Genomic DNA, 16,015 nt, shown 5'->3' with positions numbered 1-16,015 from the left:
GTGAAACGACGGATTTTAAGAGTGGCCAGTATTCGCTTGATGCAATGCTGGCCACTCTTTTTTTGTCCCCTCATTTGGTGGGCTTTGGGGGACACATGGTTAAGCCTGAGTCAGCTCGCTCGTCGGAGGTCCGACATCGCTTGGATTAAAGCGTTGATTCCGTTTTCTCCATGAGCGACGCTCAGGGAGATTCGAAGACGCGATGTTCCATTGGGAACCGTTGGCGGCCGAATTGCAGCGACCAGAACTCCACGCTCTTCCAACTGTTTGGCAAACACAACTGTTTGCGAAGCGTCTCCAATAATGATGGGGATGATCGCGCTCATTGCGCCGTCAGGGATCTCCCATCCTTGGTTGCGAAGGGAGTCTGTGACGCGTAGCGACTGCTGCAGGAGATGTGTTCTCGGGAGGGGGTCATTTCGAATGATGTTGATCGCTGCGACTGCCGCTGCGCAAATAGGATTCGGGAGTGCTGTGGAGTAAATCTGGGTTCGTGCTGAATTCCAAAGCCAGTCAATCAACGAGTCGCTTCCGGTGACGAAGCCACCCTGGAGTCCCATTGCCTTGCTCAGTGTTCCCATTGAGACAATGCGGTCGGAGTGGAGTTGATAGTGTTCGAGGAGCCCTCCCCCGCTATTTCCGAAGACGCCAGATGCGTGCGCTTCGTCGACAAGTAGGATCGCGTCGAATTCGTCAGCAAGCTGGGCGAGTTCAGGAAGTGGCGCTAAGTCCCCATCCATGCTGAAGACTGAGTCAGTGACAATGAGTCGGCGTTCAAAAGCGGTTCCCTTGTTGAGCTCTCGACGAAGTGCAGCGGTATCGTTGTGTGGATAAACGCGGAAGCGGGCCTGAGAGATTTTGCAGCCGTCGATTAGGCTGGCGTGGTTGAGTCGATCGCAGTAGACGGCATCGCTCTTGCCAACGAGTGCAGCGATCGTTCCTTGATTTGCAGCGTATCCGGATGGAAACAGAATCGCTGCTTCCGCTCCTTTCCATTCAGCGAGATGCGATTCAAGTTGGGCGTGCCATTGCGAGCGACCCGTGACGAGTGCGCTGGCGCGAGATCCTAACCCTGATTCGCGGATCGCCTCGATGGCTGCACTTGCCAATCTGGGATCTGAGGCAAGTCCGAGGTAATCGTTCGCGGCGAAATTCCAGAGGGTCTTCCCATTGATCTCGACGCGTCCTCCCGAGAGTGGATGCGATTCTCTCCGGAGCCTTCGTAGTCCCTTGGCTTCGAGTTCAGTCAGGCTTTCCTGAAGCCAGTTGTTTTGAGACATGGCAATTGGTGTTTCAGGACAGAAAAAAGGGAGGGTGCCTGAGTGCACGCCTCCCTTGTGGAGTAGAAAAACGAAATTGCTCGCTATGTCAGGCGAATGTCGTGGTGGCTCAATGTTTCGTAGCCCGTTTCGGTAATGAGGTAATTGCGTTCGATTCGCATTCCCCCGATTCCTTCAGCGTAGGCTCCCGGTTCAAGTGTAATGATGTTGCCAGATTCGAGTGTGTCAGTGCTTTCTGGGACCAGAATTGGCGCTTCCGGGTGTGCCAGTCCGATTCCATGGCCTGCGTGGTGGGTGAAGAGTTCTGGGCGGCCAGCGCTGACAAACGGGCTGGCGACTGCCTTGTGGACTGCAGATGCTGCCACGCCAGCTTTCAGTGTCTCTTCGCCAGCTTTCATACCCGCTTGGCAGAGCGAGAACATTGTTTTCACTGCATCAGAAGGTTCACCGACGCTCACGGTGTTGGTGAAGTCGCTTCGGTAGCCGTCGAGCATCACGGAGTAATCGAGAACATACAGGTCACCATTTTGGAGCTTGCGGCCACCGTTCTTGGGGAGACCCCCGTTTTTCCATTCCGTCGCGAAAGATGCTCGGAAGTCACCGTAGACCACTGCAGGGCGACCTGCTGCGAGGTTCGCTGCTTGTGCAACTTCCGTGTAAATCTCAAGTTCGCTGATTCCTTCTCTGATGACTTCAAACAGCCGGGCCTGTCCTGCTTCTCCCGCCTTCATGCATGTTTTTAGCAGTGCAATTTCATCTGCATCTTTGCAGCGGCGAAGCGTACGGAGGATTGTTCCCAAGTCGATTGAATTTCCGGGTGAAGTCGATTCTTCGCTGGTGGAGAATTCGTAATCCTGCGGGGTGAGGAGAGCAGCGGCCCCTAGTGGGAGCCATTCCGCTTCCACGAGTCCTTTTCGTCCGTTGAGTCCCGAAGTCACGCTACTCAGGGATTTGAGTAGCGCGTGATCGCGATTAATGATTGAGTGTTTGTGATCATACCAGGTCGTGATTGCGGTGTTGTCGACATAGGGCTCGCTGGACGCGGACCGGAAGGTGAAGTTGTCTGCAAGAAGTGTTGATTTTCCACCCCGTTCAAGGAGTAGCAGGGCTCGTTCGCCATTTGAAAAGCTGAGCGGTTGGACCAGAAAATTGCACAGGTATTGAACGTGGCGAGGGTCAGCGATCAGCAACCATTCAATCGCTGCGGGGACGGAGTTCCACAGGCGTTCTTGCCGAGCGAGGCATCCTTCACGAGTCAGCATTTCGGTCTCTTTCAGAAGTCATTTCAGAACTGTTTGCAATGTTCTTTGAGTGAATCGGTAGTCGGTTCTCAGGAACAGTTGCAGTACATGTGTCGGTATGAGTCGTTGTGATGTTGGGATTGTAGCGTGTATTTCGGCAACCGCCTCATTGTGTCGCAGCCAAACCGGAGTTGAAGTCTGATTTTCGCGGCATCTTCGGTACAGCGAAATTAAGAGTCGCTCGAGATTGTGTAGAGGCGTCAATGTGTTGTCGCAAGTGTTGCGACTGTTTGTTGTCAATGTGATGTCGAATTGTCGTTTTTGCGACAGTGGTCAATATGGCGACCGAGGTTGTTTGTTTGTTGTAAGTCTTTTTAGAGAAATGTGTTTTGAGTTTTTCGGCAGAATCTGCCGAAGTTTGGGCCCAGATGTGCATTTCTCTTTTGGCATGCTGAGGCGGAAACTAACCGCGAGAGCGAGAATCGCCGGGAATGGATAGATAACAACAAAGGTGAAGGAGTAACAAAGATGACAAAGTTCATGATGGTTGCTGCTGCGGTCGTTGGGTTTGCAACTTTAGGTGTGGCAGCGAATGCTGAAGCACATGGCCCAAGGGGGGGATCTCGAACCGTTTATGGTGGTTATGGAGGATACGGTGGCGGGCATCACCACCACCATCACCACGGAGGAGGGTATGGTGGTTACGGCGGCTATGGTGGATATGGAGGTTACCGAGGCCCGGTTTACGCTCCAGTCGTGCGACCCCCAGTCTACGGGTACCCCGTGTACTCTGCTCCTGGATTCGGTCTCTCGACACCTAACTTCGGTCTCTACATTCGATAGTCGTGATGCAGGACCGACTCCGACTGCCGCCCTGTAAGAATCAAACAATTGAAATCCCGCTCCCGTGTTGCCTGTCTTTTGGGACAAAACGCAACACGGGATTTTGTATTTTCGTGAGGTGATGTTGCTTTTCGAAATCGTCCCGAAGTGTCAGTGATTCCGATCGCCTGCAGTGTTCTTGCTTCCGAGCGAACTATTCAGCACCATGGAGTTCAACTTTCACCTGAAAAGGGATGACGTGAACGATTTCAATGATGATTCTGATAGTATCAACAGTCGACTGCAGGAACTCGAGGACCGGTCGGAAGCGCTGTTCAAAGAGTCCAAATTGCGAACAGCCCTGCGCACCACGAATGAATCACTCAGACTGGCTCAGAACTCGGGGAACGTCGTCAAATACATGTACGCGCTCTTCAATCAGATGCGATTTGGAGAGGGATTACTTGATCCTCAATTGACACGTGAGGCAGCGGTAAAACTCATCGTCTTGCTTCAAGATGAGGAACAGGCGCGTCGAATCGAACCTGCGCTCGACGAAGGGATTTACAGTTGGGTCTGTTCCTGGATGTCGACGTGTGCCTATGACAACTTGGCCGAGTCGACAGGCCTGATGTCCGGATACAACTCAACAGGCATGCACGAGTGCATCAACGAAGGGATTCAGGTTTGTCGGCAGACTGGAAAGCTGGAGTGCATCAAGTGTTTCCGGATTTATGCCTCTGACGTCTATCTCGCATCGGATGATATGCCGATGGTGCGTTACCAGTGCCAGACCCTGCTGGAAGGTCGGGAGCGGGAAAGTCAGGATCGACGCTGGAAGGCCTATGAGCGACTGGCCTGGGTCAACGCGCTTGAAGGAAGGTTGTTGAACGCTGAGTCCGATCTCGAGAAGGGACTGGAAGTCAGTACTGCTGAGAATGTTTATCTCAAGCAGCGAGCGAAACTGATCATGACTCTTGCCATGAACGAGGTGCGATTGCTCCTCGGAAAGGGCGAGTCGACTCCGGAACTCGATCCATCAGAGTTCCCAGAGGAAGGGGAATGGCCGAGGTTTGAATTGATTCGCGCTAAGTTCGCTGCGCTGAAACATGCGGTGAATGGAGATTTCCAGGAAGCGATCAACATCCTGACTCAGTGGGATCAGACACTGTCCCAGGCGGGTTGTCTCGACGACTGGTTTGAAGTCCGGTTGCGGCTAATCGCTGCGTATCTTCTATCGGACAAGCGGAGTCGGGCTGAAACTCTGGCAAAGGGAATTGAAGCGAAGGCGGCTGAAGCACAGGATCATCTCACGCAAAGACGCCTCAAAGTTCTGATGGACCCTGAGACTCGAGTCTGTGCGGTTCCACTCGTGGCGAATGCAGATTGCGGAGTGTTTGGGCCAGCGGTTTCGGATGAATCGACAGATAGCGAAAAAGTGGGGCTTCAAGACGCTGCCTTGGATCTCGATGATGAAATTGGTGACGCGGATGCTGATGATGTCGTCGAAACAGTGACTCCACTTTCCGGGATTCTTGCCGAATATATGCAGGAAATTCTGGCGTCCGCTGAGGATGAAGTAGCACGTCAGGTGATTCTGGAGAAGATTCTCAGTCATCAAGCAGGCGATATTGAGGAAGCAGGTGATGCGGCCTACCTTGTTCATCTTGCTCGGTATGTGACTCAGGGAACAGAGGAAGCGTTGAGAGTCTGGGAGTGGGCGCTTCAGATGAAGACTCAGTTCCCTGATGATGCGGTGATGCTGAGTGTTGTCGCGTCACTTGGGCATTTCTTTTTAAGTGCCGATGAAGAAAGTTTCGAGAAGCTGATCAAGGTTTCTGAACTGGAAGTCTGGTTCAGATTGTCGATGTCAATCAATCCGAATCATCCGCGGAACTTCGCTCGAGCAGGAACATTTTTCCTTGAAGAAGGAATGACCGGGGACGCTGAGCAGGCATTTGCTCGGGCCTTCCGTTTGGACCGAAAAGATGGCGCCGTTGCACATCAGTTGGCGGATATCTACCGCGAAACAGACCGACCGCGGGATGCACTCGCTGTGTTGGACCTCAGTTTGAGAAAAGGGACAACAGACGCACACGTTGCATGGGAGGCAGCGATGACGGCACTGCAACTCATGCAGTACGACATGTTGCTCACCTATTTAGACCGGTATCGAAGTCTTTCGGATCAGGAACAATCGTGGTTTCACTATTACCGTGGACTCGCGTATTTCCGTCTGGGGCGATTTGAAGAGTCTTTGGTCGAACTGGACGAGGAATTGAATTTTGATCCTCCCGGGCAGATGCACCTTCACGTCATCCGAATGTGCGCACTGGATCAGATGGGACTGCATGCCGATGCGAAAGCAGAGCTCGAGGAGTTCCTGAATCTCAGCTTTGTGGACGTGGATTATTTGTCATTGCACGGATTGGTTCGGTTGTCGGAAGCGATGTGCGATACGATTCGCGAATGGCCAGAAGATGATCCCCTCCGTAAGCGGGCGGCGTTAAGGCTGTTGAGAGCAGGACTTCTCTCAGATGAGTATCTGGAGGCGTATCGTGAACAGAACGAAGAAGTTGACGATGTGAAATTCTATCGTGTGCAACTTCGTCAACCCTTAGAGGCGAATTGGAGGCACTCTGAAGGGTGTCTGGTCGGTCAGGAAGACTGGACTGAGTATCTGATCGACTGGGGAGTGCTGGCGCAGAACGAAGACGATGCGATCAACGATATTCTGGAATTCCAGAACGTCTGTGAGAAGCAGCCTGCAGTTGTGATTCACGTCGATGAAGGCGAGGACGCGTATCGAGAGCGTCCCGGAGTTGTCTGGCAGGGATATCGGCGCAGCGAGAACGGAGCCGGCAAGCTGATCAGCGGCGGCGAAGCTTGATTTGTTCCGTTTCGACGCGGGCATCCCCGGCAGAATTTTTTTGAATCATCAATGAAACGAGTGTTTGTTCAATGTTTCCATCGTTACGACTTCGACGCCTACGTCGTCACCCTCAACTTCGGGAGCTGGTGCGAGAGACAACTCTCTCTGCGAAGGATTTGATCCTCCCGCTGTTCGTTCGGTTCGGCGAAGGTCAGAAGATTCCTATTCAGTCCATGCCCGGACATTTTCAGATGACGATCGATCATCTGAAGACGGAAATTGATGAGATCAGTCGGCTCGGGATTCCAGGGGTGATCCTCTTTGGAATTCCCGAACATAAAGATGCGGTCGGAACGGACGCCTGCACTGATTTCGGAATTGTTCAGCGAGCGATTCAGGCGATCAAAGAAATTGACCCGAAATTATTGGTGATCACTGACGTCTGCTTTTGTGAATTCACCGATCATGGCCATTGCGGCGTGATTCACGAAATTGGCGGCCAGAAAGATGTTGATAATGACGCGACGTTGGCGTTATTGCAGGAGCAGGCAGTCAGCCATGCCCGCGCTGGCGCGGATATGATTGCTCCCAGTGGAATGATGGATGGAATGATCGAAGCCATCCGTGATGCCCTGGATGCTGCGGGGTTCAGTCACATTCCAATCATGAGTTATTCGGCCAAATACTCTTCCGGGTTCTACGGTCCGTTTCGAGAAGCGGCGGAAAGCACTCCCCAGTTCGGCGATCGTGCGACGTATCAAATGGATCCGGCCAATGGCAATGAGGCCATGCGAGAAGTGGGGCTGGATGTTGCTGAAGGGGCCGATATCCTGATGGTGAAACCCGCCTTGAGCTATCTGGATATCCTTCAGCGAGTCAAGTCAGCGTATCCGGAGATTCCACTCGCTGCCTACAACGTGAGCGGAGAGTTCGCGATGGTGAAGGCAGCAGCGGCTAACGGCTGGATCGATGAAAAACGAGTGACGCTGGAGATCCTAACAAGCATGAGGCGGGCAGGTGCAGACATGATCCTCACCTACCACGCAAAAGATGTCGCTCGATGGTTGGCGGAAAAGTAATTGCCCTAAGAAAAGAGGCCGCATTGAAATCTCTGCGGCCTCTTTCACAGGCAGAACGAAGTTTAAGAAGTCAGTCGGCAGTCCTTCTCAGGATAGTTCTCTCTCTGCATCCTTTCTCAAATCGATGGGGTGCAGCGGAATGCCTGCTACGATTTTTGAAGAAATCGTCCCATCAGGTTGTGCCCTTCCTGAATGACATCTCCCGTCTGAGCGGCAGCGACTTCGTCGTAACTTGCCGCCCCGTTGTGAGCGACGTGATTTCCGCACATTGCGAATGGGACGAATCCGTGGCTGTGCGTTTTCGTTCGAATGAATGTCGGGTGGTCAGGGCAGACGAGGATGCGGTAATCCCCTTGCGATTTCAGGTACTCGTGCACGGGGCCGACGATGTGCTGATCGATCTGCTCCAGTGCTTTCACCTTTTCATCAGCGTGGCCTTCATGTGAGGCCTCATCTGTTGCTTCCACATGCACAACGACGAAATCGACGCCGCTCTTGAGGGTTTCGATCGCGGCTCGACCTTTGGCTGCGTAATCGGTGTCGAGGTAGCCTGTCGCTCCTTCGACTTCAACAACACTCCATCCGAGCAGACGGCCGATGCCTCGCAGTAGGTCCACCGCAGTGATCACTGCTCCTGAGACTCCGAAGCGTTCAGCAAAGTTGACGAGGGCTGGAGTTTTCCCCTGCCCCCAGAGCCAGACCTGTGTCGCAGGGAGTTCATCCTTTTTAATTCGTTCGACGTTCGCGGGATGGTCGGCGAAGACGTCACGACTTTGAGTCATCAGACTGAGGAGTTCAGCGGCACCGGTTCCCTGAGGAAGGTGAGGAGCGATTTCCTGGTCTGTGATATCGTGGGGTGGAGTCGTCAGTGTACTTGAATCAAACGGTGCGGGATCCCCGTTCGGGCGATAGATGAGCAAATTTCTGTAGCTCACACCTGGTGCAAACTGCCACTTCGAATCGATACCAATCTGCTGTTGCATCGATTCCAGAAGTGCTTTGCCGGCTGCGTTGGAAATCTGACCAGATGTAAAACTCTTCATCTTTTCAGATTCGACAGTGACGAGGTTACATCGCACTGCCCAGTCGTCGGGGCCTAGTTCAATGCCTTGGGCAACAGCTTCAAGAGGTGCGCGTCCTGTGTGGTAGACAAGAGGGTCGTAACCAAACAGGTTCATTGTCCCGACGTCGCTACCGGAAGGCATGGAGACAGGGACATTGTCAGTCAGGCCGACAGTTCCGGATCGGGCAATCAAGTCCATGTGAGGAACCTTGGCTGCCTGCAATGGGGTGAGACCGTTGAGCGATGTTTGTGGCTCATCTGCGCAACCATCAGGAATCACGAGCACGAACTTCATAAGATCAAAACCAGTTCAGATTGTTGATGCCACAAACCTTCCACCTGGAGGCTAGCGTTTGAACAGCCGAATGACGGCTTGCGCGGGCACGCAATGGGTGAGTACCTCTCAAGCAGAAGCGAGGTCAGGTGGCCAGCTGCAGTTCCTGCTTCAGAGTAGCGACACTTTATCCCCCAGATGGGGAGACTTCCATCATTGATGGAAAAAAGACGCCCGCTTGTAAAAAGCGGGCGTTGACATACGTTTTTGTTGATGAGTCGGCGTTGATGCCCCAATCTCGGGAGGATGTTAGAAACTCTGCCCGATCGCTTCGTGTCCGTTTCGCGTGCAGAGTGCCCAGAACGTGTTCGTGTCGATGTTCGTGGAAATCGCCTTTACTGAACCGTCTGCCAGGCAGAAATTGTTTCCGCTATCGTGATAACTTCCGTAGCTGAAGAAGTAGACGTTTCCGGTGACGTTCGGGGTACCAGATGTCCCGGTCCAGAAGCGATTGAATCCCGGTTGATCGTCTCGTGTTCGTACGACGCTCGAATAGTTGTCTCCCCAGAAGCCGACGAGCGATTCACCGAACATGATGGTGTTCGATGTTCCGTCTGTGATCGACCCGTGATTCAGGCTGGAGTTGGCGAAGAATAGTCCGTTGTTCAGCGGGCCGACGTTTGAGTTGTCAGCTTGTGTCCAAGCTCCCATGTTTCCACGATAGTTTGAATACCCCATGTTACTTGGGCGGGGGCTCGGGAGTGCGGCGCTTGGACAGACGTAACTTGCGATCGGAGCCTGAATGTATTCCCAGTTGCTATCCAGAGGTGGAGTCGGTGCAACGTGAGCGGTCTTCGGCAGCCTGAAGTCGATGGCCAATACGCTCTGCTCCAACTGTGGAAGCATCATCGCTTTCCAGTCCCAGCTACCTCCGTAGATCCATGAATTGATATAGCTCTGACCGACGGCGCTTGCTGTCGGTTTTGGTTGAGCCGCTCCCGCTGCGACTGGGACCGTGATGGGCGAAGTGAATCCGCCAAGTGCGAAATCCGGATAGGTCGGATCAATCGCACCGTCGCCATCGGTGTCCTGGTCGGGAATAATCCAACCCGAGGGGAAGACCCCGTGTGCAGCTTGATAATTTTGGGCAGCCAATCCAAGTTGGCGAAGATTGTTGTTGCATGAAGCGCGGCGTGCCGACTCGCGTGCCCGTTGGACAGCTGGCATCAGCATCGCTGCAAGGAGAGCGATGATCGCAATCACCACCAGCAGCTCAATCAGCGTGAACGCTGCCCGCTTCGAATTCGTTGAACGACCGATGGTGTTTCGTCGTAACATGCACCCAATCTCCTTGCGAGACTCTTTGTAGTTCGTGTTCGTGAGATTCGTCGACGCGTTTCGACAACCTTACCTCGCGTCGACAAGCGATGAACACTTTTTGTCATAAAGACTCATGATGTATCGTATCAGGCGTTCCAAATGACGGCAAATTGAGTTTTCTGATTTCAGTTTACGGCGATTAGACCGAATCGCTCGAAGTGCCCCACCGTGGGGACAGATCACGCTGGACTCCCAAGTGGTCGCAAATCCTCGCGACCACGAAATCAATCAGATCCGAGATCGATTTTGGCTGGTGATAAAATCCCGGCATGGCGGGGAGAATGACACCACCTGCATCTGCAAGTGTTTTCATATTCTGGAGTTGAATGCTTCCGAGAGGTGTCTCTCTGGGGACGACGATCAGCTTCCGACGCTCCTTGAGGTGAACGTCCGCTGCTCGATGGATCAGGTTTGTTGATAACCCATTTGCAATACTCGCCAGCGTTCCCATGGAACAGGGGCAAATCACCATTCCGGACGTCAGAAAAGAACCACTTGCGATTCCTGCGTGGAAATTCTGGAAATGGTGATAGCGGAACTTCCCGGACACTGCACCTGGGACGAGGTTCGGGAGGAGTTGCTGCAAATCAAAGGCGTTGACGTCGACAGTCAGGCCGAGTTCAGCTTTGAGAACGATCGTAGCCGAAGGACTAATCGTCAGCTCAACGGAATGTCCAGCAGAAAGCAGGACCTCCAGCAGCCTGATTGAGTAAGCAGCACCACTGGCACCGGTGATTGCGAGAACGTACGGGTGCATAACAATGCCTGCTGAAGTAATGCGAACAAAACTCGTTGAGTTCCCAGGAGCATAGTTGATTCCTACCTCTCCGGCAGACTGTGTTGATTCTGAAATTTCAGGAATCCAGTTTTCCATCTACTGGCATCTGGATGCTGGTGAACGGTGCCGATCGACGCTGCACATCACTCCAACTGTTTTGTATAGTCATGTTCTCTGGCAGAAATTGGGAATCTCTACGGGCCAATTGAGGGGCAGAATCGATGCAGCGACGTCAGTTAGGGCAAACCGGTCTGGAAGTTCCTGTGTTGAGCTTTGGTGCTTCGTCGCTGGGACAGGAATTTCGATCAGTCAATCTCGACGAAGCCATTTCGTCTGTCCATGCTGCTCTCGATTGCGGGATGAATCTGATTGACACGTCTCCGTTTTATGGTCGCGGAACTTCAGAATGCCTGCTCGGTTTCGCGTTACGAGGAGTCCCCCGCGATTCCTATCTGCTAAGTACCAAACTGGGGAGATACGCTGGATCGCATTTCGACTTTAGCGCAAAGCGAGTGCGAGAGAGTATCGACGTCAGCTTGGAACGGATGGGGGTCGATCACCTCGATCTGGTGTTCTGTCATGACATTGAGTTTGTCGAGATGCAGCAGATCGTTGATGAAACCTTGCCTGCTCTGCGAAAAGAACAGGAGAAGGGAAAAGTGGGATTTGTGGGGATCAGCGGCTACCCCATGAAGATTTTCAAGTTCGTTCTCGACCAGGCTCAACTGGATGTTGTGCTGTCGTACAACCATTACACACTTCAAAATACGATGTACGCCGACTTGCTGCCGTATCTGCATGGGAAAGGTGTCGGGACATTGAATGCGGCCCCATTTTCAGCACGGCTTTTAACGAATGCATCACTTCCATCATGGCATAAAGCGACTCCCTTTGTCCGTGAAACCTGCGCTGCTGCAGCTGAGTACTGCCGATCGAATGGCGTCGATATTGCGCAGCTAGCGTTGCAGTTTTCCGTTGCACACCCCGGGATGTCGACGTGTATCACCGGAAGTGCAAACCCAAATCGCATTCGAGAGTGGGCGGAATGGACAGAAAAACCATTGGATGAAGAGCTGTTAAAAGGGGTGTTGGAAATTCTGAAGCCGATCCACAACTGGTTCTACATCGAAGGCCGCCCTGAAAATAACGACGTTCCAGTCATGTAGGTCCAGATCCGGCGCCTAACGCCAGACATCCTTCTCTGACGCTTCCCAAGTCAACCTGTTCTCTTTCCTTCGGCAAGGTGGACAACAACCCATGCACTCAGGGAAGTGAATCTCGTTCCAAAGTGTTGATATTCAGCATCGTTCGACGGACGGAACAAAAAAGCCGCTGTGTCGTGTCGACGCAGCGGCTGAATTCAAACTGATTCTGAAAGGCGTTCAGGCAACTTTTGATTGCTCTCCGCCGTAGTGCTGATTCAGCTTGTTGTACAACGTTTTCAAGGCAATTCCGAGTTCTTCGGCGGTCTTCGGTTTGTCGCCATTGTGCTTCTCCATTGTCTGAAGAATCACTTCCATTTCGATCTCTTTCAGCGTCATCAGATACGCAAAATTAGAGATCTGGAACGGCTTGTTCCCCGTCGAAGGACGTCGTGAAACACTGGTTGGCAGATCTTCCGGAAGGATGACTTTGCCGTCGGAAAGGATGAGGGCATGTTCAACAGCATTCGCCAGTTCGCGGACATTTCCGCTCCATTCGTGCGATCGCATCAACTCGATCGTTTCAGGAGCTAGAAGTGATTCAGGAACAGATGACCGCTTCATTTGGCGTGCGGCCAGGAATCGGGCGAGTGCCGGAATATCTTCTTTTCGCTCCCGCAATGGAGGGAGCCGAATCTCAAACGTGTTCACGCGGAAGAACAAGTCTTCTCGAAATGTTCCTTCTGCCACCATATCCGCGAGGTTACGGTTGGTCGCGCAGACAACTCTGACATCGACATTGAAGGCTTCGTTTTCCCCGACCCGACGAACTTCTCCGGATTCCAGAAACCGCAGCAACTTCACCTGCATCGACTTGTCGAGTTCGCCCAACTCATCCAGGAACAATGTCCCGCCGTTGGCAACTTCGATCAGGCCTTTGCGTGGGGTATCTGCTCCGGTGAATGCCCCTTTCTTGTGGCCGAACAATTCGCTTTCGACCAAATTTTCGGGCAATGCACCACAATTGACTGCCACGAAGGGCATCTTTGAGCGCTGGCTGGACTCGTGGATGCTGCGTGCAACGAGTTCTTTCCCTGTCCCGGTTTCTCCGAGAATCAGGACGCTTGAGTCAGTCGGTGCAATCCGGCTGACCAGCGTTTTGACTCGCTGCATCGCGGCAGACTCTCCAACGAGATCTGTTTTTCCACGGACTGTCTCGAGTTCGCTTTCGAGCGCGATGGCCCGATTTGCAAGTGTGCGTTTTTCAGCGACTCGATTGAGAACGCTGTCAATCTCCACGATTTTATATGGCTTGCGAAGGAAGTCGTAGGCTCCTAAACGCAACGCGCGAATTGCGTCATCAACCCCACCGTGACCGGTACTGATGATGATGTCCGTTTCGACACCGGACTTCTTAATGTGTTCAATGACACCCCAGCCATCGACTTCCGGCATCTTCAAATCGACGATCACAGCATCGAAGATGTTCTCGGAAAGCGCAGCCAGTGCGGCTCTTCCACCATCTGCAATTGTGACTTCATGTCCGATGCGTTGGAGCTCCTTCCCCATAACCATGCGAATGGGAGCTTCATCATCGACGAAGAGCAACCGTAAACGCCGGGCGCCTTTTGCGCTCGGGTCGTCCATCCGTGACGACATAACGGATCCTGTGTTGCTGAGAGACTACGAGACATCCCCTGTTCAAGCATCCAAGCTCTCGCAGGGGGGGTGATTGCGAAGGAGTAAATAACACAAATCCGGCGAGCGTGTAAATTCGAGTCTTCGAAGATCTTTAACGAATTTTTCCGAAATGACTGAAAATTACTGCTTTATGTCGATATTTTGTATCCGAAAACCTCTCTCCAATTCAGCACCCGACTTCCGACGCAATGAAATCCCCCCCCAAACTCCTGGTGAGTGTCCGAAATTCGCATGAGGCACAGGTCGCATTGGAAGCAGGCGTTGATATCCTCGATATTAAAGAGACACTTCGCGGGTCTCTCGGAAGGGCGGATCTCGCGGTGATCAAAGAGATTACCCAGATTGCTCACAGTTCTCAGATTGTCATCCAGGTCAGTGCCGCATGGGGCGAACTTCACGAGTTCGCCCATTCTGAAAGTCAGCTGCACGAGGGCGAGTCGATCCCTCAATTGAGCTACATCAAAATGGGGCTCTCGCATCTCAAAGAAGAGTTGAACTGGAAGAGTCTTTGGCTGAATGTGAGGCAAGTACTCCTCCACAGGTGCCGCGAATCTCTCCCTCCTCCACAATGGATCGGGGTGGTGTACGTGGACTCGGAAGCGGCTCAATCTCCCGACACGGATGAGATTCTCTCAGCCGCAATTGACACGGGCTGCGCAGGAGTGCTTTTCGACACGTTTCTTAAGGGAAGCGGGTCGCTGCTGGATCATCTCTCCAGACAACGTCTGCAGGCCATCGTCAAGCAACTGCATCAAGCAGGTCTCATGGTGATCGCCGCGGGAAAAGTCGCACTTGAAGACGTGAACGTTCTCGCCGAAGCGGGGGTCGACGTCGTGGCGGTCCGCTCAGCGGTCTGCTTCGATAACAATCGCATGCAGGGAATAGATCCGCGCGCGATTCACGCGTTTAATAGCCGGCTGAAGGGGATTCCGATGGGACAAGAACACAATTGACCGGTTGCTGGTCATTTACGGTCATTTCGCGATCGTTATCCGTAACCAGGCGAAACTGCTGCAGCCCGAGTGCATCATAAACGACGCCTCGCCAAACGATGCGACTAGACAGACTCGCCTTAACGAAACAGAGTCCAGAGAGAATTCCCGCGGGGTACACACAAAAGAAGTGCCATAGTCCAATCGGGCTAACCGTCTCTCCCTGATGATGCAGCCGGACTCGCACGTGACGCTCAGCCCATCTGAGCTGTCGTCCAACGGCGTCCACCACAACGATCAGTAATGCGAGCACACCCAGGGCAACTCCCCAGTCGCCAGAGATCGCTGCCATCCCAATTGCAGCGAGTGCACTCAGCACCGCGATGTTGGAACCATTGGTCATCAGGCTGACATAGGTCCAGGACTCGTTATGCCAACGAGCCTGAAAAAGCTGGCGACTGATGAACTCGAAGCTCGATGGAATTGTTGTCCGTTCGTGGTTGGACAGGATCGCTGGGACATACGCAATTTTATAGTGCGTAGAGCGAATGGCACTTGTCGTCACCATGTCGTCCGAGATGCTGTGACTCCAGTATCCCAGCAGATTGCTCTCGTCCAGAAAAGTTCGCCGAATTCCCAATGAGCCGCCCCAGACCATATCCAGCGCATGCATCTGGATCATTGCTCCGGCTCCCCAGATCTGTCTCAGGCGAGCGGCCCAGTTGTCTTTCGGAGCGACGTACCAGCGTAAGCCGCTGACAACTCCGACTTCCGGCCTGGAAACCATCGGGGCAACCATGTCCAGCAACCAGTCTGGATACGGAACAGCGTCTGCGTCCAGTTGAACGATAACTTCGTATTCTGGTTCCAGATTCGTCAATGCCTGGATCAGAGCACTGGCCTTTAAGCTGCAGTTGGTCCGACGCAGTCTCAGGATCTGGACCTCAGTGCGAGGACGATCTTTCACATCTAGAAAGCGACTCAGGGGCTCCCAGGCGGGATCGGTCTCGCTGTCGACGATGATTCGAATCGTGAAGTTTCGATAGGACTGACTGGCGAGACGAAGGAGCGTTTCTCCAAGAAATGGATCCGCACCTCTTAACGCCATCACGACGAGAGTTCTCGGCGATCGAGCGATTTCGTCTCGGCCAATTGAACTCGATTTCAATAATTGGACAAATTTGTATGTCCAATAAAGATGGATCGAGATCACAATCGAGGCTGCACCTAAGAAGATCCCCACAAACCAGTACATGGTAGAACGACCGAACTCTCAGAATCAGAACCGCTAGAGGATCTCTTACTAGATACCGTCTTCTCAAAGCGTTCGATGGGTGTTGTTAAAATGAGACCAGAACGAGGGAATGTTGCGAACTCTGCGTATTTGTCGTCTAAATCGCGGATCTGAGAGAGCAAAATTCTTTTCAGCCCTGAGAGACCGCCAGAGATCG

At 52.9% G+C, this 16,015-nt stretch carries 12 protein-coding genes; 5 read left to right on the top strand and 7 right to left on the bottom strand.

Annotated elements, in window-relative coordinates:
- Positions 1 to 110 precede the first annotated feature (110 nt).
- Complete coding sequence (bioF, locus tag SH668x_RS18215; protein WP_437186490.1) at positions 111 to 1,280, bottom strand: 8-amino-7-oxononanoate synthase; 1,170 nt, start codon at positions 1,278 to 1,280, stop codon at positions 111 to 113.
- Positions 1,281 to 1,363: 83 nt separating this feature from the next.
- Complete coding sequence (locus SH668x_RS18210; protein WP_437186489.1) at positions 1,364 to 2,542, bottom strand: M24 family metallopeptidase; 1,179 nt, start codon at positions 2,540 to 2,542, stop codon at positions 1,364 to 1,366.
- A 507-nt stretch (positions 2,543 to 3,049) separates the two neighbouring features.
- On the opposite strand from SH668x_RS18210, the gene SH668x_RS18205 reads away from it, so the two are divergent.
- From SH668x_RS18205 to hemB, 3 genes are all read left to right on the top strand, one after another.
- Positions 3,050 to 3,364, top strand: a complete 315-nt coding sequence (locus SH668x_RS18205; protein WP_437186488.1) for a hypothetical protein — start codon at positions 3,050 to 3,052, stop codon at positions 3,362 to 3,364.
- A 238-nt stretch (positions 3,365 to 3,602) separates the two neighbouring features.
- Positions 3,603 to 6,233 (top strand): tetratricopeptide repeat protein, encoded by a 2,631-nt coding sequence (locus SH668x_RS18200; RefSeq protein ID WP_437186487.1) that lies wholly within the window; start codon positions 3,603 to 3,605, stop codon positions 6,231 to 6,233.
- Between the two features lie 71 nt (positions 6,234 to 6,304).
- Positions 6,305 to 7,294 (top strand): porphobilinogen synthase, encoded by a 990-nt coding sequence (hemB, locus tag SH668x_RS18195; protein ID WP_437186486.1) that lies wholly within the window; start codon positions 6,305 to 6,307, stop codon positions 7,292 to 7,294.
- Positions 7,295 to 7,440: 146 nt separating this feature from the next.
- Here the strand turns inward: hemB and SH668x_RS18190 are convergent, their stop codons facing one another.
- The 3 genes from SH668x_RS18190 to SH668x_RS18180 all read right to left on the bottom strand — a co-directional run bounded on the left by SH668x_RS18190 (position 7,441) and on the right by SH668x_RS18180 (position 10,768).
- Positions 7,441 to 8,652 carry a cofactor-independent phosphoglycerate mutase gene (locus SH668x_RS18190; RefSeq protein WP_437186485.1) on the bottom strand — a complete coding sequence of 404 codons (1,212 nt, stop codon included), beginning with the start codon at positions 8,650 to 8,652 and terminating at the stop codon, positions 7,441 to 7,443.
- 288 nt (positions 8,653 to 8,940) lie between these two features.
- Positions 8,941 to 9,969: a DUF1559 family PulG-like putative transporter gene (locus tag SH668x_RS18185; protein ID WP_437186484.1), complete on the bottom strand. Its 1,029-nt coding sequence runs from the start codon at positions 9,967 to 9,969 to the stop codon at positions 8,941 to 8,943.
- A gap of 181 nt (positions 9,970 to 10,150) precedes the next feature.
- The gene (locus SH668x_RS18180; protein WP_437188583.1) at positions 10,151 to 10,768 is read right to left on the bottom strand and encodes a UbiX family flavin prenyltransferase; all 618 of its coding nucleotides are present in this window, start codon (positions 10,766 to 10,768) and stop codon (positions 10,151 to 10,153) included.
- Between the two features lie 242 nt (positions 10,769 to 11,010).
- Between SH668x_RS18180 and SH668x_RS18175 the strand changes: the two genes are divergently transcribed.
- On the top strand, positions 11,011 to 11,955 hold the full coding sequence (locus SH668x_RS18175; RefSeq protein ID WP_437186483.1) for an aldo/keto reductase: 945 nt from the start codon (positions 11,011 to 11,013) through the stop codon (positions 11,953 to 11,955).
- A gap of 216 nt (positions 11,956 to 12,171) precedes the next feature.
- On the opposite strand, the gene SH668x_RS18170 is transcribed toward SH668x_RS18175, so the two are convergent.
- Positions 12,172 to 13,590, bottom strand: a complete 1,419-nt coding sequence (locus SH668x_RS18170; RefSeq protein WP_437186482.1) for a sigma-54-dependent transcriptional regulator — start codon at positions 13,588 to 13,590, stop codon at positions 12,172 to 12,174.
- Positions 13,591 to 13,820: 230 nt separating this feature from the next.
- Here SH668x_RS18170 and SH668x_RS18165 point away from each other — a divergent pair, with 230 nt between their 5' ends.
- Positions 13,821 to 14,585, top strand: coding sequence for a (5-formylfuran-3-yl)methyl phosphate synthase (locus SH668x_RS18165; protein ID WP_437186481.1), 765 nt, complete (start codon positions 13,821 to 13,823; stop codon positions 14,583 to 14,585).
- On the opposite strand, the gene SH668x_RS18160 is transcribed toward SH668x_RS18165, so the two are convergent.
- Positions 14,539 to 15,819: a glycosyltransferase gene (locus SH668x_RS18160; protein WP_437186480.1), complete on the bottom strand. Its 1,281-nt coding sequence runs from the start codon at positions 15,817 to 15,819 to the stop codon at positions 14,539 to 14,541. The genes SH668x_RS18165 and SH668x_RS18160 overlap by 47 nt on opposite strands.
- Between the last annotated feature and the right edge of the window lie 196 nt (positions 15,820 to 16,015).

The sequence above is a fragment of the Planctomicrobium mucosum genome, from assembly GCF_051466335.1.
Taxonomy (GTDB): Bacteria; Planctomycetota; Planctomycetia; order Planctomycetales; family Planctomycetaceae; genus Planctomicrobium.
Note: the sequence above shows the minus strand (reverse complement) of the source record. Positions and strands in the feature narration are given on the sequence as shown.